Origin of the sequence: Streptomyces sp. WMMB303, assembly GCF_029351045.1 — a bacterium.
Lineage (GTDB): Bacteria > Actinomycetota > Actinomycetes > Streptomycetales > Streptomycetaceae > Streptomyces.
The window spans coordinates 3,526,676-3,546,564 of the sequence record NZ_JARKIN010000001.1 but is presented as its reverse complement, the minus strand read 5'-3'; the positions used below and the strand labels follow the sequence as shown (position 1 = coordinate 3,546,564).

The 19,889-nt window shown below is 74.7% G+C and carries 20 protein-coding genes; 16 read left to right on the top strand and 4 right to left on the bottom strand.

Annotated features, from left to right (window positions below):
• The first annotated feature begins 79 nt into the window (after positions 1–79).
• Positions 80–715, top strand: coding sequence for a TetR/AcrR family transcriptional regulator (locus tag P2424_RS15770; protein ID WP_276476364.1), 636 nt, complete (start codon positions 80–82; stop codon positions 713–715).
• Positions 716–727: 12 nt separating this feature from the next.
• Here P2424_RS15770 and P2424_RS15765 read toward each other — a convergent pair whose 3' ends face one another.
• Positions 728–1,225, bottom strand: a complete 498-nt coding sequence (locus tag P2424_RS15765) for an Lrp/AsnC family transcriptional regulator (protein WP_276476363.1) — start codon at positions 1,223–1,225, stop codon at positions 728–730.
• A 269-nt stretch (positions 1,226–1,494) separates the two neighbouring features.
• Here P2424_RS15765 and pdhA point away from each other — a divergent pair, with 269 nt between their 5' ends.
• The 10 genes from pdhA to P2424_RS15715 all read left to right on the top strand — a co-directional run bounded on the left by pdhA (position 1,495) and on the right by P2424_RS15715 (position 12,587).
• Positions 1,495–2,685 carry a pyruvate dehydrogenase (acetyl-transferring) E1 component subunit alpha gene (pdhA, locus tag P2424_RS15760; RefSeq protein WP_276476362.1) on the top strand — a complete coding sequence of 397 codons (1,191 nt, stop codon included), beginning with the start codon at positions 1,495–1,497 and terminating at the stop codon, positions 2,683–2,685.
• Positions 2,682–3,767, top strand: coding sequence for an alpha-ketoacid dehydrogenase subunit beta (locus tag P2424_RS15755; protein ID WP_276476361.1), 1,086 nt, complete (start codon positions 2,682–2,684; stop codon positions 3,765–3,767). The genes pdhA and P2424_RS15755 overlap by 4 nt, the downstream gene beginning before the upstream one ends.
• Entirely contained in the window at positions 3,767–5,284 is a 1,518-nt protein-coding gene (locus P2424_RS15750; RefSeq protein WP_276476360.1) for a dihydrolipoamide acetyltransferase family protein, read from the top strand. The genes P2424_RS15755 and P2424_RS15750 overlap by 1 nt, the downstream gene beginning before the upstream one ends.
• A gap of 78 nt (positions 5,285–5,362) precedes the next feature.
• Positions 5,363–6,415 (top strand): DUF6457 domain-containing protein, encoded by a 1,053-nt coding sequence (locus tag P2424_RS15745; protein ID WP_276478994.1) that lies wholly within the window; start codon positions 5,363–5,365, stop codon positions 6,413–6,415.
• Entirely contained in the window at positions 6,412–8,106 is a 1,695-nt protein-coding gene (locus tag P2424_RS15740; RefSeq protein ID WP_276476359.1) for a molybdopterin molybdotransferase MoeA, read from the top strand. The genes P2424_RS15745 and P2424_RS15740 overlap by 4 nt, the downstream gene beginning before the upstream one ends.
• Entirely contained in the window at positions 8,100–9,179 is a 1,080-nt protein-coding gene (locus tag P2424_RS15735) for a potassium channel family protein (RefSeq protein WP_276476358.1), read from the top strand. Before P2424_RS15740 ends, P2424_RS15735 begins: the two co-directional genes overlap by 7 nt.
• Positions 9,180–9,263: 84 nt before the next feature.
• The gene (locus tag P2424_RS15730) at positions 9,264–9,431 is read left to right on the top strand and encodes a hypothetical protein (protein ID WP_019356801.1); all 168 of its coding nucleotides are present in this window, start codon (positions 9,264–9,266) and stop codon (positions 9,429–9,431) included.
• Between the two features lie 106 nt (positions 9,432–9,537).
• A complete protein-coding gene (locus P2424_RS15725; RefSeq protein ID WP_276476357.1) occupies positions 9,538–10,521 on the top strand; it encodes an NAD(P)H-quinone oxidoreductase in 984 nt (327 codons plus the stop codon).
• Positions 10,522–11,255: 734 nt separating this feature from the next.
• Complete coding sequence (locus tag P2424_RS15720; RefSeq protein WP_276476356.1) at positions 11,256–11,879, top strand: hypothetical protein; 624 nt, start codon at positions 11,256–11,258, stop codon at positions 11,877–11,879.
• A 141-nt stretch (positions 11,880–12,020) separates the two neighbouring features.
• Complete coding sequence (locus tag P2424_RS15715) at positions 12,021–12,587, top strand: bacterial proteasome activator family protein (protein ID WP_276476355.1); 567 nt, start codon at positions 12,021–12,023, stop codon at positions 12,585–12,587.
• Positions 12,588–12,748: 161 nt separating this feature from the next.
• Here the strand turns inward: P2424_RS15715 and P2424_RS15710 are convergent, their stop codons facing one another.
• The 3 genes from P2424_RS15710 to P2424_RS15700 all read right to left on the bottom strand — a co-directional run bounded on the left by P2424_RS15710 (position 12,749) and on the right by P2424_RS15700 (position 15,594).
• On the bottom strand, positions 12,749–13,492 hold the full coding sequence (locus P2424_RS15710) for a TrmH family RNA methyltransferase (RefSeq protein ID WP_276476354.1): 744 nt from the start codon (positions 13,490–13,492) through the stop codon (positions 12,749–12,751).
• Between the two features lie 105 nt (positions 13,493–13,597).
• Positions 13,598–14,941 carry an HTTM domain-containing protein gene (locus P2424_RS15705; protein WP_276478993.1) on the bottom strand — a complete coding sequence of 448 codons (1,344 nt, stop codon included), beginning with the start codon at positions 14,939–14,941 and terminating at the stop codon, positions 13,598–13,600.
• Positions 14,942–14,958: 17 nt separating this feature from the next.
• A complete protein-coding gene (locus tag P2424_RS15700) occupies positions 14,959–15,594 on the bottom strand; it encodes a DUF5819 family protein (protein ID WP_276476353.1) in 636 nt (211 codons plus the stop codon).
• A 235-nt stretch (positions 15,595–15,829) separates the two neighbouring features.
• On the opposite strand from P2424_RS15700, the gene paaA reads away from it, so the two are divergent.
• The 5 genes from paaA to P2424_RS15675 are packed head-to-tail and all read left to right on the top strand — an operon-like array spanning position 15,830 to position 19,671.
• Complete coding sequence (paaA, locus tag P2424_RS15695) at positions 15,830–17,053, top strand: 1,2-phenylacetyl-CoA epoxidase subunit PaaA (protein WP_276476352.1); 1,224 nt, start codon at positions 15,830–15,832, stop codon at positions 17,051–17,053.
• On the top strand, positions 17,050–17,334 hold the full coding sequence (gene paaB, locus P2424_RS15690; RefSeq protein WP_276476351.1) for a 1,2-phenylacetyl-CoA epoxidase subunit PaaB: 285 nt from the start codon (positions 17,050–17,052) through the stop codon (positions 17,332–17,334). Before paaA ends, paaB begins: the two co-directional genes overlap by 4 nt.
• Positions 17,331–18,053, top strand: coding sequence for a 1,2-phenylacetyl-CoA epoxidase subunit PaaC (paaC, locus tag P2424_RS15685; RefSeq protein WP_276476350.1), 723 nt, complete (start codon positions 17,331–17,333; stop codon positions 18,051–18,053). Before paaB ends, paaC begins: the two co-directional genes overlap by 4 nt.
• Positions 18,047–18,598: a 1,2-phenylacetyl-CoA epoxidase subunit PaaD gene (gene paaD / locus P2424_RS15680; protein ID WP_276476349.1), complete on the top strand. Its 552-nt coding sequence runs from the start codon at positions 18,047–18,049 to the stop codon at positions 18,596–18,598. Before paaC ends, paaD begins: the two co-directional genes overlap by 7 nt.
• A gap of 2 nt (positions 18,599–18,600) precedes the next feature.
• Entirely contained in the window at positions 18,601–19,671 is a 1,071-nt protein-coding gene (locus tag P2424_RS15675; protein WP_276476348.1) for a 2Fe-2S iron-sulfur cluster-binding protein, read from the top strand.
• Positions 19,672–19,889 lie beyond the last annotated feature (218 nt).

The window sequence follows — 19,889 nt, the reverse complement described above, 5'->3', positions numbered from 1 at the left end:
GGGCCCGGCGCCACGGGCCGCACGGCCCCCCTCCCGGCGCCCGGCGGCACCGGAGGACGGCCCGGCTAGCATCGGCCGCATGCCCACGGTCAAGCGCGACACCTACACGCCCGACTCGCTGCTCTCCGTCGCCGTGCGGGTGTTCAACGAGCGGGGCTACGACGGCACCTCGATGGAGCACCTGTCCCAGGCGGCCGGGATCTCCAAGTCGTCGATCTACCACCACGTACGCGGCAAGGAAGAGCTGCTGCGCAGGGGGATAAGCCGGGCGCTCGACGAGCTGTTCGCGGTCCTGGAGGAGCCCCGGGCGCGCGAGGGGCGGGCGGTGGAGCGGCTGGAGCACGTCACCCGCCGCACGGTCGAGGTGCTGCTGGCCGAGCTGCCGTACGTGACGCTGCTGCTGCGGGTGCGCGGAAACACCGAGACGGAGATCTGGGCGATGTCCCGGCGCCGGGAGTTCGACCAGCGGGTGGCCGAGCTGGTCAAGCAGGCGGCGGCGGACGGGGACCTGCGTTCCGACGTCGACGCCCGGCTCGCGACCCGGCTGCTGTTCGGCATGATCAACTCGATCGCCGAGTGGTATCGCCCCGAGCGCGCGGCACACCCCGGCGGGCCGGAGGGCACGGCGCCCGAGGCGGGCGGCGCCGGCACCAGCAGCGCCGAGGTGGCCGAGGCCGTCGTCCGCACCGCCTTCGCGGGCCTGCGCACCGGCTGAGAGCCCGCGGGCCTACGGCCCCGGCTCCAGGTCGGTCTCCTCGAACACCAGCAGCGTGCGGGTGCTCAGCACTTCCGGCATGGACTGGATGCGGGTCAGCACGAGGTCCCGCAGGGCCCGGTTGTCCGGGGTGTGCACCAGCAGCAGAACGTCGAAATCCCCGCTGACCAGCGCGATGTGGGCCGCGCCCGGCAACTCCCGGAGCTTCTCGCGGACGCTGCGCCAGGAGTCCTGGACGATCTTGAGGGTGATGTAGGCCGAGGCTCCGTGGCCCGCGCGCTCCTGGTCGACGCGGGCGCTGAAGCCGCGGATCACGCCGTCGTCGAGCAGCCGGTTGATGCGCGCGTACGCGTTGGCACGTGAGACGTGCACCCGCTCGGCGACCGACCGCACGGACGCCCGGCCGTCGGCACGCAGCAGCCGCAGGATGTCGCGGTCGACGGAGTCCAGCGGCCGGGCGGGAAGCCGGTGCCCGGCCGGCGGGTCGGTTTCCCCGGGGCCGTTGGCCATATGTTCACCCCGCACGGTCCTTCGCCTCCCCCGCATGGACACTCTGCGGACATCGAACGGTTTTGCGGGCCAGTTGTCCACAGGCAGAGGCCACCCGTAGCCAAAATGTGCCGTCGACCGAACAATCGGTAGGGGTGGCCCACCCGGCCACCCGGCCCGGCCTGCCGGTGGTACGGCCATCGGCAGGCCGGCGCGCCAGAAGGCCGGCGCGGGCCGGGCGTATCCGCAGCCCGCACGCGCCGCAGCCCGCCCACGAGGAGGTGCTCGTCATGACGGTCCTAGAGCAGCCAGGAACCTACACCCCCGCCCCTCCTCCCTCGTGGCGCCCCCGCACCGAAGCCGCGCCGCTCCTCCCCGAGGCCGAGCCCTACCGCGTCCTGGGCACCCGGACGGCGGAACGCGAGGGCGACACCGGTCCGGACGCGGACCTGCTGCGCCGGCTGTACGCCGCCGTCGTGCGGGGGCGGAGGTTCAACGAGCAGGCGACCGCGCTGACCCGGCAGGGCCGGCTGGCGGTCTATCCCTCCTCACGGGGGCAGGAGGCGTGCCAGGTCGCCGCGGCGCTGGCGCTGCGTGCGGAGGACTGGCTCTTCCCCAGCTACCGCGACACCCTCGCCGCGGTGGCGCGCGGTCTGGACCCGGTCGAGGTGCTGTCGCTGCTGCGCGGCGACTGGCACCACGGCTACGACTCGCCCGGCACCCGGGTCGCGCCGCTGTGCACCCCGCTGGCCACCCAGCTTCCGCACGCGGTCGGGCTGGCGCACGCCGCCCGGCTGAAAGGCGACGAGGTGGCGGCGCTCGCACTGGTCGGCGACGGCGGCACCAGCGAGGGCGATTTCCACGAGGCGCTCAACTTCGCCGCCGTATGGCAGGCGCCCGCCGTCTTCCTGGTGCAGAACAACGGCTTCGCGATCTCCGTACCGCTGGCCAAGCAGACCGCGGCGCCCTCACTGGCCCACAAGGCGGTCGGCTACGGCGTCCCGGGGCGGCTGGTGGACGGCAACGACGCGGTCGCGGTGCACGAGGTGCTGGCCGAGGCGCTGGAGCGCGCCCGGTCGGGCGGCGGCCCCACCCTCGTCGAGGCGGTCACCTACCGGCTGGAGGCACACACCAACGCCGACGACGCGACCCGCTACCGCGCCGACGGCGAGGTCGAGGCGTGGCGGGCGCACGACCCGGTGACGCTCCTGGAGCGCGAGCTGCGGGACCGCGGGCTGCTGGACGAGGAGACCGTGCGGGAGGCCGAGGCGGCAGCCGAGCGGCAGGCGGCGGAGCTGCGCGAGCGGATGCACCAGGACCCGCAGCCGGACCCGATGGAACTGTTCGCGCACGTCTACGCGGAACCGACACCGCAACTGCGCGAGCAGGCCGCGCAGTTGCGCGCCGAGCTGGCCGCGGAGCAAGAGGCGGCCGCCGCACGGCCCGCCGGGAACCCGGCTGCGGGGGAGGAGACCCGATGAGCACCGCGGTACGGCAGCACACCGCCGCACGCACCGACCGCAGGCCCGCCACCATGGGGCAGGCACTGCGCCGGGCCCTGCGCGACGCGCTTGCCGACGACCCGGCGGTACACGTCCTCGGCGAGGACGTCGGCACGCTCGGCGGCGTCTTCCGGGTGACGGACGGGCTGACCGCGGAGTTCGGCGCAGACCGGTGCGCCGACACCCCGCTGGCGGAGGCGGGCATCCTCGGCACGGCGGTCGGGATGGCGATGTACGGGCTGCGGCCGGTGGTGGAGATGCAGTTCGACGCGTTCGCCTACCCCGGGTTCGAGCAGCTCGTCTCGCACGTCTCCCGGATGCGCAACCGCACCCGCGGCAGGCTGCCCATGCCGCTGACGGTGCGCATCCCCTACGGCGGCGGAATCGGCGGTGTGGAGCACCACAGCGACTCCTCCGAGGCGTACTACCTGGCCACACCGGGCCTGCACGTCGTCACCCCGGCCACGGTCGCCGACTCCTACGGGCTGCTGCGGGCCGCCATCGCCTCCGACGACCCGGTGGTCTTCCTCGAACCGAAGCGGCTGTACTGGTCGAAGGCCGACTGGGACCCGGAGGAGCCGGACGCGGTGCCGGGCATCGGCAAGGCCGTCGTGCGCCGCCGCGGCAGCTCCGCGACGCTGATCACCTACGGCCCGTCCGTACCGGTCTGCCTGGAGGCCGCCGAGGCGGCGCGCGAGGACGGCGCGGAGGGCTGGGACCTGGAGGTGGTCGACCTGCGTACGCTGTCCCCGTTCGACGAGGAGACCGTTGCCGCTTCGGTACGGCGCACCGGGCGGGCCGTCGTCGTGCACGAGTCCCCCGGCTTCGCCGGCCCGGGCGGTGAGATCGCGGCCCGGATCACCGAGCGCTGCTTCCACCATCTGGAGGCGCCGGTGCTGCGGGTCGCCGGCTTCGACATCCCCTATCCGCCGCCGATGCTGGAGCGGCACCACCTTCCGGGTGTCGACCGGGTGCTGGACGCCGTCGCGCGGCTCCAGTGGGAGAGCGGCTTCACCAGCGGCCGGGACGGCGCCGAGGGCCGGGGCGGGGGTGCGCTCTGATGGGTGAGGTGCGCGAGTTCGCGCTGCCGGACCTGGGCGAGGGGCTGACCGAGGCGACGATCGTCCGCTGGCTGGTACCGGTGGGCGACACCGTGCGGGTCGACGAGCCGGTCGTCGAGGTCGAGACGGCCAAGGCGCTCGTGGAGGTCCCCTGCCCCTTCGCGGGCGTGGTCACCTCGCACGCGGCCGACGAGGGAGCCGAGGTGGCCGTGGGCGCGCCGCTGGTCACCGTCGCGATGAGCCCCGACGGCGGTGCGTCCGGCCCGGGCGGCGGAGCCGCGGGGACACCCGATGAGCGGGCCGACGAAGCGGACCGGGCGGGCGAGGCGGAGCACGTCGGCGGCTCGGGCAATGTGCTGGTCGGCTACGGGACGGCGCAGGCGCCTGCGCGCCGGCCCCGGGCGGCGCTGCGGCTGTCCGGACTGTCCGGCCCGGCCGGTGCGGGAGCGCCCGGCGCCGGCCTCGGCGGAATCGCGGCGGCGCCCGGAGCGGGGGCAGGGGAGGAGTCCCGGTCCGGAGCCGACCGGGGTGCCCCCGCCCGCGGGGCGGGCCGTACGGCGCCGGAGCGCCCCACCCGGGGCGGACGGGCTGCGGCCGGCCCCGTCCCGGTGATCTCTCCGCTGGTCCGCCGGCTGGCCCGGGAGCACGGCCTGGATCTGCGGGCGATGACGGGCAGCGGTCCGGACGGGCTCATCCTGCGCGCGGACGTGGAACGCGCGGTGCACGCCGTGCGGGAGGACGCACCCCCGCGGGAGGCGCCCGTGCCGGAGGGCACCGCGGAGCCCGGCGGGGCCCGGGCCGGGGCAGCCCGGCAGGAGCGGCGCATTCCGCTGCGCGGCATGCGCGGCACGGCAGCCGACCGGCTCACCCGCAGCCGCGCGGAGATCCCGGACGCCAGTTGCTGGGTGGACGCCGACGCCACCGAACTGCTCGCCGCGCGCAAGGAGATGAACGCCGCCGCCGACGGCGACCCGGCCGCGGCACCGATCTCGCTGCCGGCCCTGCTGGGCCGGCTGTGCACCGCGGCGCTGGCGCGCTTCCCGGAGCTGAACTCGACGGTGGACACCGAGGCGCGCGAGATCGTCGTGCTGCCCGAGGTGCATCTGGGGTTCGCGGCGCAGACGGACCGGGGCCTCGTCGTCCCGGTGGTCCGCGACGCGCACACGCTGAGCGCCGAGCAGCTCACCGCGGAGCTGGCCCGGCTGACCGAGGCGGCCCGCGCCGGGACCCTCACCCCCGGCGAGCTGACCGGCGGCACGTTCACGCTGAACAACTACGGCGTGTTCGGCGTGGACGGCTCCACCCCGATCATCAACCACCCGGAGGCGGCGATGCTCGGTGTCGGCCGCATCGCCCGCAAACCGTGGGTGGTCGGCGACGCGTTGGCCGTCCGCAGTGTCGTGCAGTTGTCCCTCACCTTCGATCACCGGGTGTGCGACGGCGGCACCGCGGGCGGGTTCCTGCGCCATGTCGCGGACTGCGTGGAGCGTCCGGCGCGGCTACTCCGTACCCTCTGAGGCGTGACGCAGGCCCCAGGACCTCCCTCGGCAGCCGGACCGCCCGACCGCCCGCACCCGGCGGGCGGTGCCGGGCGGGTGCGCCCGGCACCGGACAGCGCCGGCCGCCCGTACACGGCCCTCGTCCTCGCGGGCGGCGGCGCGCGGCGGCTGGGCGGGGCCGACAAACCCGCGGTCACGGTCGGCGGCCGCACGCTGCTCGACCGGGTCCTCGCGGCGTGCGGCGACGCGACGGCCACCGTGGTGGTGGGGCCGCGCCGTCCGACGTGCCGCCCGGTGCTGTGGGCTCGCGAGGAGCCCCCCGGCGGCGGCCCGCTCGCGGCCCTGCAGGCGGGTCTGGATGCACTGGCGGCGGCTCCGGACGCGCGGGCGGGGGCACGCACGGGCTCCGGCGCGGGGCGAACCGGCCCCGGGCACGGGGCGGCGGGCGGACGGCCTGGGGACGGCATGCCCGGGGCGGAGGGTCCGGTGCTCGTCGTCTCCGCCGATCTGCCGTTCCTCTCACCGTCGGCGGTGCGCACCCTGGTGTCCGTGCCGGACGGGACCGAGGCCGCCGTCGGCCACGACGGCCGCGACCAACCGCTGCTGGCCGCCTACCGGGTGGACCCGCTGCGCCGCGAACTGGCGCTGTTGCGAACCGAGTACGGTTCCCTGACGGGGCTGCCGTTGCGGATGGTGCTCCAAGGGCTGATGCTGCACCGGGTGACCGCGCCCTCCGTCACCGCCGCCGCCCTCGACTGCGACACCTGGGGCGACATCGCCACAGCGAGGGCCCGCATCAGGGAGCATGAAAGCGTGCTGGATGAATGGATCTCCGCGGTCAAGACCGAGCTCGGCATCGAACTCGACGTCGACACCTCAGCCCTGCTCGCTCTCGCCCGGGACGCGGCGCACGGCGTCGCGCGCCCCGCGGCGCCGCTGACCACGTTCCTGGTGGGCTATGCGGCGGCGCGGGCGGGCGGTTCGCCACAGGACGTCGCGCGGGCGGCGGAGGCGGCCGCCCGGCTCGCCCGGCGCTGGGCCGACGAGTCGGGCGGAGATACCCCCGGAGCGGACGGCTCCGGGAACACCCCCGGGCCGCCCGCCACGGACGGCCCGGGCAGCCCCTCCGAGCAGACAGACGGCCGATGAGCGACGCCGACGAACTCGACGAGGCCATCGCCCTGGCCAACAGCGGCCGGATCCGCCAGGATCCACCCCCCGCACCGCGCCTCAAACGCATCCGGCGGATCCAGTGGGGCGCCGACGGCACCGAGGGCCCCGACGGCGGCGACGCCCCCGGCCCCGCCGAGCACCCGGGCGGGGCCCGGCCTGCTGCGGGTGACACGGGCCGCGGAGCCGTCCCGGGCGGCGCGCACCCGCCCGAGGGGGTCGCGGCAGGCGGCGGCCGGTCCGGACACGGCGGCGACGGCCCGGCCGGGCACCCGGGGAGCGGCGCGGCGGACGGAACCCGGCAGCCGACGGGCACGAGCACAAGCACCGGCACCGGCACCGGCACCGGCACCGGCACCACGGAAGGTACCGGCCAGGACCCGCACGGACGGGGGCAGTCGCGGCAGCACCCGCAGGACCGGAGCGACGACGGGGCCCGGCAGCCGGCGGTCACCTGGTCCGAGGCCGTGGCGCTGGCGTCCTCGGCCGTCACCGCGCTCCCCCCCGAGACCGTCCCCCTCGCACACGCGCTGGGCCGTACGCTTGCCGCACCGCTGCGGGCACTCACCGACCTGCCACCGTTCGACACCTCGGCGATGGACGGCTGGGCGGTGTCCGGCCCCGGCCCGTGGGAGCCCGCCCGCGCGGCGGACGGCACCGAGCGCCCCGGTCTGCTGGCGGGCGCCCGCGCGGAGCCCCCGCAGCTCGCCGACGGGGAGGCGGTCCGGATCGCCACCGGCGCCCGCGTCCCGCCCGGCGCCAGCGCCGTGCTGCGCCGGGAGGCGGTCCGGCACGCCGGCGCGCGGGTGCGTACGGCCACTCCGCCGCAGCCCGGTACCGACATCCGTCCGCGCGGCCAGGAGTGCCGCAAGGGCGACGAGTTGCTCCCGGCAGGCGCGGCCGTCACCCCTGCCGTGCTGGGGCTGGCCGCGGCAGCCGGGTACGACGATCTGCCGACGGTGCCCCGGCCGCGGGCCGAAGTGCTCGTCCTGGGCGACGAACTGCTGCACCGCGGACTGCCCCGGGACGGCCGGATCCGGGACGCGCTCGGACCGATGGTCGAGCCCTGGCTGACGGCTCTGGGGGCCGAGGTGACCGTCACCCGGCTGCTGGGCGACGACGCCGAGGCCCTGCACGAGGCGCTGGCCGGCTCGACGGCCGATGTGCTCGTCACCACCGGCAGCACAGCGGCCGGACCGCTGGACCACCTCCGGCCGACACTGCGCCGCCTCGACGCGCGGCTCCTGGTGCACGGTGTGCGCGTCCGCCCCGGGCATCCCATGCTGCTGGCCGTGCTCGGACCGGGGGACCGGCAGAGCACCGGCGGACAGCCGCGCCACCGGTTCCTGGTGGGGCTGCCCGGAAATCCGCTGGCCGCGCTCTCCGGCCTCGTCACCCTGGCCGCACCGCTGCTGCGCGCACTGGCCGGGCGCGGGGCGCCCGAAGCGCGGGAGGCCACCTTGGGCGCGGAGGTGTCCGGACACCCGCACGACACCCGGCTGGTACCCGTGCGGTACGAGGGCTCGGGCCTCCGGGCGCGCATCCGGCCGCTGCGCTACGCCGGTCCGGCGATGCTCCGCGGCGTGGCCTCCTGCGACGCGCTGGCGGTGGTGCCGCCCGGCGGCGGCGCACCCGGTACGGACGTTCCGGTACTGGACCTGCCGTGGTGAGGCGGCCGGAGGGGGCCGGCGCGACCACCGAGCGGCTGGGCTCGGTGCTGCTGCCGCGTCCGGACATCAGCCCGCAGCGGCAGGTCGCCCGCCGGCTGTTCGCCGCGCTCGCCGTGCTGTGGATCACGGTGCTGCTGGTCTACCTGGACCGGGGCGGCTACGCCGACAACACCGACAGCGACGTGTCGTTCCTGGACTGTCTCTACTACACCACCGTCACGCTCTCCACGACCGGCTACGGCGACATCACCCCCGCGTCCGACAGCGCGCGGCTCGTCAACATTCTCGTCATCACGCCGCTCCGCGTGCTGTTCCTGATCATCCTCATCGGCACCACCCTCGAGGCGCTGACGGACCGCACCCGGCAGCAGTGGCGCCTGAACCGCTGGAGGTCCGCGTTGCGCGACCACACCGTCGTCGTCGGATTCGGCACCAAGGGCCGCTCCGCCGTCCAGACCCTGCTGTCGACGGGGCTGGGCCGCAATCAGGTCGTCGTCATCGATCCGCACGGGCACGCCGTCAAGACCGCCAACGCGGAGGGGTTCGCCGGGGTCGAGGGCGACGCCACCCGCAGCGAGGTACTGATCCGGGCCGAGGTGCAGCGGGCCAAGCAGATCGTGATCGCCCCGCAGCGGGACGACACCTCGGTGCTGGTGACGCTGACCGCGCGGCAGCTCAACCCGCGGATAAACATCGTGGCGGCGGTGCGCGAGGAGGAGAACGCACCGCTGCTGCGGCAGTCGGGCGCGGACCAGGTGATCACCAGCGCCAGCGCGGCGGGCCGGCTGCTCGGGCTGGCGATGCTCAGCCCGAACGCCAGCTCGGTGATAGAGAACCTCATCCAGCAGGGCACCGGCCTCGATCTGAAGGAGCGCCCGGTCACCAAGGCGGAGGCCGGGCGCTCCCCGCGCGACTGCCCGGACCTGGTCGTCTCCATCGTCCGCGGGCACCGGATACTGGCCTTCGACGACCCGGAGGCCGCGGAGCTGGAGCTCACGGACCGGTTGGTCGTCATCCACCGTGCCTCCCGGAAGGGCCCCGAAGCGGACATACCGCGCGGCGACCTGCGGTAGCAGCACACCCCCGCCCCTCATCCCTTCAGGTGACTGTGCGGCGCCCGGCCGACCACCGCCGGGCGCAGGCGTGACGATGACGCGATGGACCCGCCACCGACCTGCCCCAACTGCCCGGAGCGCCTGCTGTGGAAGGACACCCGGGAGACGGGGCCGGGCAAGGAGGACTCCTGGTTCTGGTTCTGCACCGGCTGCCATCAGGCGTACGTGCCCACTCCGGACCAGAAACTCCGCTTCACCTACGCGGCCTGAACGCCGGGGCCGGCGTGTGGCACGTACCCGGGGGACGGCCGGCGGCCGGGGACGGCCGGGGACCGGAACCGTCCCGGTGCCGGGAGGTGCGGGTAGCGTCGGCCGCATGCATGCGATCACGATTCCCGAACCCGGCGGCCCCGAGGCCCTGGTCTGGGCGGAGGTCCCGGACCCGGAGCCCGGGGAGGGCGAAGTCCTCGTCGACGTCGCGGCGAGTGCCGTCAACCGCGCGGATGTCCTGCAGCGCCAGGGCTTCTACGATCCGCCGCCCGGCACCAGCCCCTACCCCGGCCTGGAGTGCGCGGGGCGCATCGCGGCCCTCGGGCCCGGAGTGTCCGGCTGGTCGGTCGGCGACCAGGTGTGCGCGCTGCTCGGTGGCGGCGGCTACGCCGAGCGGGTCGTGGTGCCGTCCGGACAGCTCCTGCCCGTACCCGAAGGAGTCGACGTCACGGCGGCGGCCGGTCTGCCGGAGGTCACCTGCACGGTCTGGTCGAACGTCTTCATGGTGGCGCACCTGCGTCCGGGCGAGACCCTGCTGGTGCACGGCGGCTCCAGCGGCATCGGCACGATGGCCGTCCAGCTCGCCAAGTCGGTGGGCGCCCGGGTCGCGGTGACGGCGGGCACGGCGGAGAAGCTGCGGCGGTGCGCCGAGTTGGGGGCCGACATCCTGATCAACTACCGCGAGCAGGACTTCGTCGAGGAGCTGCGTGCGGCCACCGACGGCGCGGGCGCCGACGTGATCCTGGACAACATGGGCGCCAAATACCTCGAGCGCAACGTCAAGGCCCTCGCGGTGAACGGCCGACTGGCCGTCATCGGTATGCAGGGCGGCACCAAGGGGGAGCTGAACCTGGGCGCGCTGCTGGCCAAGCGCGGCGCCGTGACGGCCACGTCGCTGCGGGCCCGCCCGACGGCCGAGAAGGCGGCCATCGTGGCCGCCGTCCGCGAACACGTGTGGCCCCTGCTGTCGGACGGCCGGGTGCGCCCCGTCGTGGACAGCACGGTGCCGATGCGCGAGGCCGCCCGCGCCCACCAGCTCCTGGACGAGAGCGGCCACGTCGGCAAGATCCTGCTGGTCACCGCAGGCTGAGGGCTGCACCCGCTGACGGCGCCTCCCTCCCGCGCCCGGCTGCGGGAGGGGGCGTGGGGCCGCACGGTGCGACCCCGTACCCCGCCACCGGTGCCCGCCCGCGCGAGCCCGGTTACGGCGGACTCCGGTTGCGCGCGCTCCGGTTGCGGCGGAGTCACGCGGGCGCTGTCACCCGTTCCCTCTGTCCGAAATGCCGATCTTATCCCTTCATGTGACGCTGGGACGGTCTGCGGACCATCCAGTGCGGAAGGGTCACGGTCGTGCGGCACACTCAGCGACGGAACACTGCGGTCACCTTGCTGACCTGCGCGTTCCTGGCACTCCCCGCGCCTGTCGCCGCTGCGGGGGAGCCCGCGGTCCCCGACGGGGACCGCACCGCGTCCGGGGCCGCCTCGGCCCCCGGCGCTCCCCTGTCCGGGGGCACGCCCAGCGGCCCCGCTTCCGGTACCGCCGCGCCCGGTGGCGCTCCGGACGCGGCATCCGGCCTGCTGCCGCCCGCGGCTCCACCGCGCACCTGGGCGCCCCGTCCCCAGGCCCCCCGGATGCCGCGGCTTCCGGACCTGCCGAAGCTGCCCCGATTCCCGCAGCCGCCCGAATCGCCGCGCCTCCCCGGCACGGAACCCCGGTCCCCACTGCCCGGCGCCCCCGGACAGCCCTCGGGACTGCCCGGCGCGGCACCCTCCCTCACCGGCCCCCCGTTCTTCCGGGCGCCCGCCGACCGAAGGGGGCACCCGGTGCGGTGGGACAACGGGGAGGCCGAACGGCGCGTCGAGGGGAACAGCGGAACCGGGCCGCGGCCCGGCGAAGAGGACGCGCACGGGCAGGGGGCGGAGAACGAGCGCGAGGCCCGGCAGCCGGGGGGAGAACAGCCGAAACCGCACCCGCGGGAGGAGCAGCCGGGCGGCCGGCGCGCGGAGGAGCAGGAGGAGCGCGCCGCGAAGCAGGACCAGCACCGGCAGGACCAGCACCGGCAGGGCACAAGCCGGCAGCGCACGGCGCACGAGGAACACGCGCCCAGGGAGCGCCGAGGGGAACAGCCGCCCGCGCACGGAGAGGGCGACCGGCGGCAGGACCGGCGACAGCAGCGCCGGACCGACCCGCCGAACCACCGGGCCGCGCTGCGGCCCCCCGCCTCTTTCGGGAACGGCACCGCTCCCCGTCCGTCCGGCCAGGCCATCGGCAAGCACGACCTGTACGCGGCGGACGACGCGAGCCCGCAGAGCGAGGAGCCGCGGCGCGGCCGGCTCGCCGCGCAGCCGTCCGGGCAGGTGCTGCCCGTACTGCCGCTCGGCACCGGTCTGACGCTCATGGGTCTGGGACTCGCCTTCCTGGCCCTGCGCGTTCGCCGCGGCGCCTGACCGGGCACTCGCCGGGGGGCGCGCGGGAAGGACGCCGCCACCAGGAGCGGGACCCGGGCGGCGGTGGCGCCGCCCGGTCGGACGCGGGATGTTCCCGCCCTCGCTCGGCGTCGGTCTCCCCGCAGATGCAGAATGGGGGGCATGACACAGCCGAGCAACGAGAAGTCGCAGGAGAGCCCCCAGGTTCTGGTCGTGGGCCCGGACGGGATGGCTCTCGGCAGTCCCACCCCCAAGGGCGGCGACGGCGAGGGCGATGAGCAGGCTGAGGTCCCCCTGACGGAGATGGTGGAACAGCCCGCGAAGGTCATGCGGATCGGCAGCATGATCAAGCAGCTGCTGGAAGAGGTGAAGGCGGCGCCGCTGGACGAGGCCAGCAGGGCGCGGCTCAAGGAGATCCACACCAGCTCGATCAAGGAGCTGGAGGACGGGCTCGCCCCCGAGCTGATCGAGGAGCTGGAGCGGCTCTCCCTCCCGTTCACGGAGGAGTCCACCCCCACCGACGCCGAGCTGCGCATCGCGCAGGCCCAGTTGGTGGGCTGGCTGGAGGGGCTCTTCCACGGCATCCAGACCGCGCTGTTCGCCCAGCAGATGGCGGCGCGTGCACAGTTGGAGCAGATGCGCAGGGCACTGCCGCCGGGGGTACTGCCCGAGGAGGCCGCGGGACAGCCCGGTGAGGCGCAGCACCGCACGGGCGGCCCGTACTTGTAGCCCGCCTGCGGCGTGCGACCGAGCCCGCGGGGCTCACCGGATCGAGGGCGACAGGGCCGGTTCCGCCTCGCGGGCCGGCCTTGTCGGCGCGGTTGCGTCCGCCGGCGTACGGCCGGCCGTACGCGCGGTGCGGCCGGCCGTCAGCGCGGTGCGGCCGGCCGTCAGCGCGGTGCGGCCATCCAGTGGTAGAGCGCCATCGCCACGCTGGTGGCCAGGTTGTAGCTGGAGACCTGCGGGCGCATCGGAAGCGCCACCAGGCGGTCGGCACGGGCACGCATCCCGGCCGAGAGGCCGTGCCGCTCCGAGCCGAAGGCCAGCAGCGCCCTGTCGGGCACGGCGACGGAGCGCAGATCGGCGCCCTCCGGATCGAAGGCGAGCAGCGGACCGTCCGGGAGTTCGGCCACCTGGCGCCGCGCGACCCGGGTGGCGAAGTGCAGTCCGGCACCCGCCCGTACCGCGGCGGGGTGCCAGGGGTCGAGGTCGCCGGTGGTGAGTACCCCGCCGGCCCCCGCACCCGCCGCCAGCCGTACCACCGCGCCCACGTTGCCGAGGTTGCGCGGGTCGTCGAGGACGACGAGCGGCGCCGCCCGGTCCCCCGGTCCGACGGCCGTCGGGTCCGAGGCCGGGTCCCGGAGCGCGAGCGCCGCCACACCGGTGGGGTGCGCGCGTGGCACCAGAGCGCTCAGGGTCGCGCCGGGCACCTCCCGCAGCAGGGCGTCGAGCGCTCCGGTCAGGTCGGGGGCGAGCTCCTCGGCGAGGGCGAGCGCGGCGCGGCGGTCGGTGGCGAGCGCGACCGGCACCCGCGCGCCGAACCGCAGCGCGTGTTTGAGCGCGTGGAACCCGTCCAGCAGCACGCCGTCGGCCGCATGGCGCGCCCACCGGCTCTCAGCCGTCTCCGCCGTCATCCGAGCCACCCTACGCGGCGCCCCGGACCACCCGGCCCGGGCCTCCGGCACTCCGGCGGGTGGCATCCCCGGGCCCGGATGTGCCCCGGGAGCCGTGGGCGGCCCTCAGACGGAGACCTTCGGGACCTCCGCCGCGGGTTCCGGATCCGGCCGGGGCGCTCGGCGGCCGCGGCCCGGCAGCAGGCCTCGCGCTCGGCCGCCCAGCGCGGTGGTGCTCCGGCCGAGCCAGATCAGGAAGACGGTCGGCAGGAAGACGGCGTCCGCCGCGATCATCGCCAGCGAGAAGAACGGCAGCCCGAGCAGCACGGCGATACTGAGGTGCTCCGCGATCATGAAGGCCAGCAGGACGTTCTTCGCGCGCCGGTTGAGGAGGGTGAACGGAAAGGCGACCTGGGTGGCGACGGTGCCGTAGGTGACCAGGAAGACCATGATGCCGTTGGCCGCCAGCAGGTGGCTCAGGTCGGGCCAGGGCGTGAAGTAGTCCAGGTTCATCGGGTAGTAGACGGCCGTGCCGTCCTGCCAGCGAGTGCCCTGGATCTTGAACCAGCCGGCCGTCGAGTAGACCAGGCAGACCTCGATCATGATGACGAGCAGCACGCCGTTGTGCACCAGGTTGGCGAGGATGTCGCACACGTCGCGCATCTCGCGCACCGCCGCACCGCCGCGCGCCGCGGCCCGCCGGACGGACCACCACAGTCCGTGCACGGCCCACAGCCCCCAGTAGAAGAGGGCCCAGCCGACGGTGAACCCGCCCGCGACGGTGCTGCCCAGCAGAACCGCGCCGAGCACGGTCCACAGGACCACGCCGCCGACCCCGGCGTCGCTCCCGGCCGCCGGAGCACCGGCCGGCCGCCCACCGCCCGGCGTCTCGGTGTCCGGCGCCTCGGTGTCCGCTCCCTGCTCCGCGGCCCGGAAATCCTCCGTGCGGTCCGCCGCGGCCTCCCGGCGCCGCCGGGTGCGGGCCGCGCGCCTGGCGTCCAGGGACCACACCTGCGCGCAGCGGGTGAAGACGAGGTACATCGACATCAGGTGGATGACGTTGTCTCCGCCGTCCCCCATGAAGACGCTGCGGTTCTGCAGCGAGAGCACCCCGACCATGAACAGCACGGTGGCGGCCCGGGTGTGCCAGCCGAGCAGCACGGCGGCGGCCGCGGCCAGGGCGACGACGTAGACGAGTTGGAACCAGTTGTCGCTGCTGGACCACATCAGGACCGAGAAGGCGTCGTTGGTCTCGATGAGCCGCTCCGCCAGCCCCCACGACCACGGGCTGTCGGGGCCGTAGAGCTCCTGCCGGTGCGGCCACTCGCGCAGCAGGAAGAAGAACCACGCCGCGCCGAACCCGATCCGGACGATCGCCGTCTGGTAGGGGCCGAGCGCCTGCGCGGTGATCCGGGTCAGACCGCGCGAGACGCACCGCTCGATTCGTACCCGCAGGCCGTGCACCCCCATGTACTGTCCCTGGTCGCTCACTTGCCGCCTCCCGGCAGGTCGGCGCTGGTGACGTGCCACCAGGGCTGCACGGTGTACCTGGTCTTCACCTCGGTGCGCTCGTCGCTCCAGTCGGGCGGGGCGACCGGGGTGACGGCGGAGCGCACCTGGATGCGCTCGACGCTGCCGCCGTTGAGCTCGGGGCCGAACCGCCGCATCACGATGCGCTTGACGTACTGCTCGGAGAGCGCGCCGCGGAGCCCGACGGGCTTGCCCTTCTCGTCGTGGTTGTCGACGTAGAACTCCCAGGCGCGGCGCAGTTCGTTCTGCTGGGTGTGGCTGGGGGCCGGGTTGCCGTGGATGGCCGCGCCGTCCATGGCGCTCAGGTCGACCCAGCCGGTGGTCTCCGTGCGGCCGTCCTTGGCGACGGAGGCGCGGGCGTGTACGGCGACGTTCTGCTGGAGGGGATTGGGCGCGAACAGTTTCCAGTTGCGCTCGAACTCCGGGTAGACGTAGGAGTCGACGAGTTCGCCGTGCCGCTTGCTGATCGTGTTGTCCGGGGCTGTCTGCAGGAAGACCATCGCCACGTGGAACGCGATTCCGACCGTGACGACGGCCACGGCTATCGCGACGAAGATCCGCGCGGGCAGCGAGAGCGCGGCGATTCCGCGCATGCCTTCCCCCCCGGGCGCCTGGTGCGCCGCTGGCTCCATGCCCTACCCCTGCTCCCCATGTTCTTCATGCCCATGACCGGGCTGGTCCGTCTCAGAGACTCTCAGAGGGTACTGGGGCGGAGCCGACCGGCCCCGCCGGTCGGCGGCATTCGCTCTTGACAGCCCCGGAACCCGCGCTCATCCTTGAACCGAACGATCGGTCGGTCGGCTGGAAACCGAGGGATCAGGGGGCTCTATGACACCGGTGACATCGCCGCCGCGCGGCCACGCGGCGGAAGCGGACGGGCAGCCGGACGGCTCCGGTCCCGGGCCGGAGGCCGATGCGGCGCAGGCCGCCTTCGACGCCGCGGTCGCCGCCGACGAGCGCATCGAGCCGCGGGACTGGATGCCGGACACCTACCGCTCCACCCTGGTACGCCAGATCGCCCAGCACGCACACTCCGAGATCATCGGCATGCAGCCGGAGGCCAACTGGATCACCCGCGCCCCCTCGCTGCGCCGCAAGGCGATCCTGATGGCCAAGGTGCAGGACGAGGCAGGCCACGGCCTGTACCTCTACGGCGCCGCCGAGACGCTGGGCACGAGCCGCGACGAACTGCTCGACAAGCTGCACGCGGGCCGCCAGAAGTACTCCTCGATCTTCAACTACCCCACGCTCACCTGGGCGGACGTCGGCGCCATCGGCTGGCTGGTGGACGGCGCGGCCATCACCAACCAGGTACCGCTGTGCCGCTGCTCGTACGGCCCCTACGCCCGTGCCATGGTGCGCATCTGCAAGGAGGAATCCTTCCACCAGCGCCAGGGCTACGAACTGCTGCTGGCCCTGACCCGCGGCACCGAGTCCCAGCGTGCGATGGCGCAGGACGCGGTGGACCGCTGGTGGTGGCCCTCACTGATGATGTTCGGCCCCCCGGACGACGAGTCGTCGCACAGCGCGCAGTCCATGGCCTGGAAGATCAAACGGCACTCCAACGACGAGCTGCGGCAGCGCTTCGTGGACATCTGCGTACCCCAGGCCGAGGCGCTGGGCGTGACCCTGCCCGACCCCGAACTGCGCTGGAACGAGGAGCGCGGCCACTGGGACTTCGGCGCCATCGACTGGCAGGAGTTCCGCGAGGTACTCAAGGGCAACGGCCCCTGCAACGAGCAGCGACTCCACCGGCGGCGCACGGCGCACGAGCACGGCGCCTGGGTCCGGGAGGCGGCAGCGGCCCACGCCGCCAAGCACACCGCCAGGCACACCGCCGGGCACACCGCCGGGCAGGCCACCGGGAAGGCCACCGGGAAGGCCGCCGAGCCCTCGGCCGCACATGCCGCGGAGGTCACCGAAGAGGGCGCCGCACAGGGCCGAGTCGGCCACCGAGCCGAGCAGGCGGCCACCGGTCACGCACGGCCGGACACCGCACCGGACGGCGCGGTCGCACCGTCCGCCACCCGCAGCACGAGGAGTCGAGCATGAGCGCCGAATGGCCCCTGTGGGAGGTCTTCGTCCGCAGCAGGCGCGGCCTCTCGCACACCCACGCGGGCAGCCTCCACGCCCCGGACGCCCAGATGGCGCTGCGCAACGCGCGGGACCTGTTCACCCGCCGCTCCGAGGGCGTCTCCCTGTGGGTGGTCCCCTCCCAAGAGATCACCGCCTCCTCGCCCGACGAGAAGGACCCCTTCTTCGCACCCGCCGCCGACAAGCCCTACCGTCATCCGACCTTCTACGAGGTGCCCGAGGGGGTGCGAAACCTGTGACCGCCCCCGCACCCCCGGCCCTGGCCACCCTCCCACTCGGTGACGACGCGCTGATCCTCTCCCACCGCCTCGGCGAGTGGGCCGGACACGCCCCGGTCCTTGAGGAGGAGGTGGCGCTGGCCAACATCGCGCTGGACCTGCTGGGCCAGGCCCGCGCCCTCTACGCCGGGCTCTCCGACATCCTGGGCAGCGAGGACGAGATCGCCTTCCTCCGGGAGGAACGCGCCTTCCGCAACTGCCAGTTGACCGAGCAGCCCAACGGGGACTTCGCCCACACCATCGTCCGGCAGCTCTTCTTCTCCACCTACCAGCAGCCGCTCTTCGCCCGGCTGTCCCCGGTGCTTCCGCTGGCGGCCAAGGCCGTCCGCGAGACGGCCTACCACCGCGACCACGCCGAGCAGTGGACCCTGCGGCTGGGCGACGGCACCGAGGAGAGCCACGCCCGCACCCAGCGCGCCGCCGACACGCTGTGGCGGTACACGGGCGAGCTCTTCCAGCCCGTCGAAGGGCTGGAGGTCGACTGGCCGGCGCTGGCGGAGGAGTGGCACGCCGCCATCGGCGACGTCTTCGCACGCGCCGGACTCACCGTCCCGGAAGGCCCGAGCGAGGGTGCCTGGTCGGCCGGTGCGGGCCGCCAGGGGCTGCACACCGAGCCGTTCGGACTGCTGCTGGCCGAGATGCAGCATCTGCACCGCAGCCATCCGGGGGCGGCATGGTGACCGCGTCGGCCCGGCCGGGCTCCTACGCCGCGCTGGCCGGAGAGGTGCCCGATCCCGAGCTGCCGGTGATCACTCTCGCCGAACTGGGCGTGCTGCGCCGGGTGGAGGAGCCGGAGCCGGGGCATGTGCTGGTCGAGCTGACCCCGACCTACACCGGCTGCCCGGCCGTCGAGGCGATGGCCGCGGACATCGAACAGGTGCTCAGGGCTGCCGGTGCGGCACAGGTCGAGGTCCGCACGGTGCTGGTGCCGCCCTGGTCGAGTGACGACATCAGCACGGAGGGCCGCCGCAAGCTCGCCGAGCACGGCGTCGCCCCGCCGCGCGCCGGGGCCCGCGCCGCCGCCCCGGGGCCGGTGCTGGTCGGCCTCTCCCCCACCCGGCACCCGGCGGAGGACGCCCGGCCACCCGCTCCGGAGCCGGTCCGCTGCCCGCACTGCGGCGCGGCGGACACCGAGTTGCTCAGCCGGTTCTCGTCCACCGCCTGCAAGGCGCTGCGGCGCTGCACCGCATGCCGGGAGCCGTTCGACCACTTCAAGGAGGTGTGAGGGTGCCCGCCTTCCACCCGCTGCGGGTCCGCTCGGTGGAGCCGCTGACCGACGACGCGGCCGCACTCACCCTCGAGGTGCCGCCCGAACTGCGGGAGACCTTCGGCTACCTCCCGGGGCAGCACCTCACCCTGCGGCGGATGAACGAGCGGGGCGAGGAGATCCGCCGCACCTACTCGCTGTGCGACCCGGCGACACCTCGACCCGAGACGCTCCGGGTGGGTATCCGGCTGGTGGAGGGCGGCGAGTTCTCGACGTACGCGCTCAAGGAACTGACTGCGGGCGGCACCGTCGAGGCACTGCCGCCGATGGGCCGGTTCGTGCTGGAGCCCCGTGCGGGCCGGTTCGCCGCCGTGGTCGGCGGCAGCGGCATCACACCGGTGCTGTCCATCGCGGGCACGCTGCTGGCACGCGAGCCGGAAGCGCGCTTCTGCCTGATACGCAGCGACCGCAGCACGGACTCGACGATGTTCCTGGAAGAGGTGGCCGACCTCAAGGACCGCTATCCCGGGCGCTTCCATCTGGTGACGGCGCTCTCCCGCGAGGAGCAGCACAGCGGACTGCCCTCCGGACGGCTGGACGAGGAGCGGTTGACCGCGCTGCTGCCCGCGCTGCTGTCCGCCCCCGGGGTGAGGGAGACGGACGGCTGGTTCCTGTGCGGCCCACTGGGGCTGGTGGAGGGCGCGGCCAAGGCGCTGCGGACGCTGGAGGTGCCCGCGAACCGCGTCCACCAGGAGATCTTTCACGCGGAGGCGGCCGCCGCGGCTCCGCCACCGCCCACCCGGACGGTGCCCGGCTCCGCCACGGTGCGCGCCACCCTCGCCGGACGCAGCGGCAGCTGGCCGGTGCGGGAGGGCGAGACCCTGCTGGAGGCGGTGCTGCGGAACCGGACCGATGCCCCGTACGCCTGCAAGGGCGGGGTCTGCGGCACCTGCCGCGCCCGGCTGCTGGGCGGTGAGGTGCATATGGACCGCAACTTCGCCTTGGAGGAGGAGGAATTGTCGGTCGGCTATGTCCTGGCCTGCCAGTCCCACCCCCTCACGGAGGAGGTGCAGGTGGACTTCGACGCCTGACATCCTCCCCGGCCCGAAGGCCCGAAGGCCCGAAGGCCCGAAGGCCCGAAGGCCCGGAGATTCCCGCCTGCTCCCAACGGATGGGTGAGGGCCGGGGCACTCCCGGCCATCCGCTGAGCCGCACGGGCGGGCGCGTCCCGCGCCGCCCGCGGCCGGGGTGGGGCACGGGGCGGGCAACCGGTCACCGGCGGAAAGCCATCGGGCCGCGCCGAAGGACC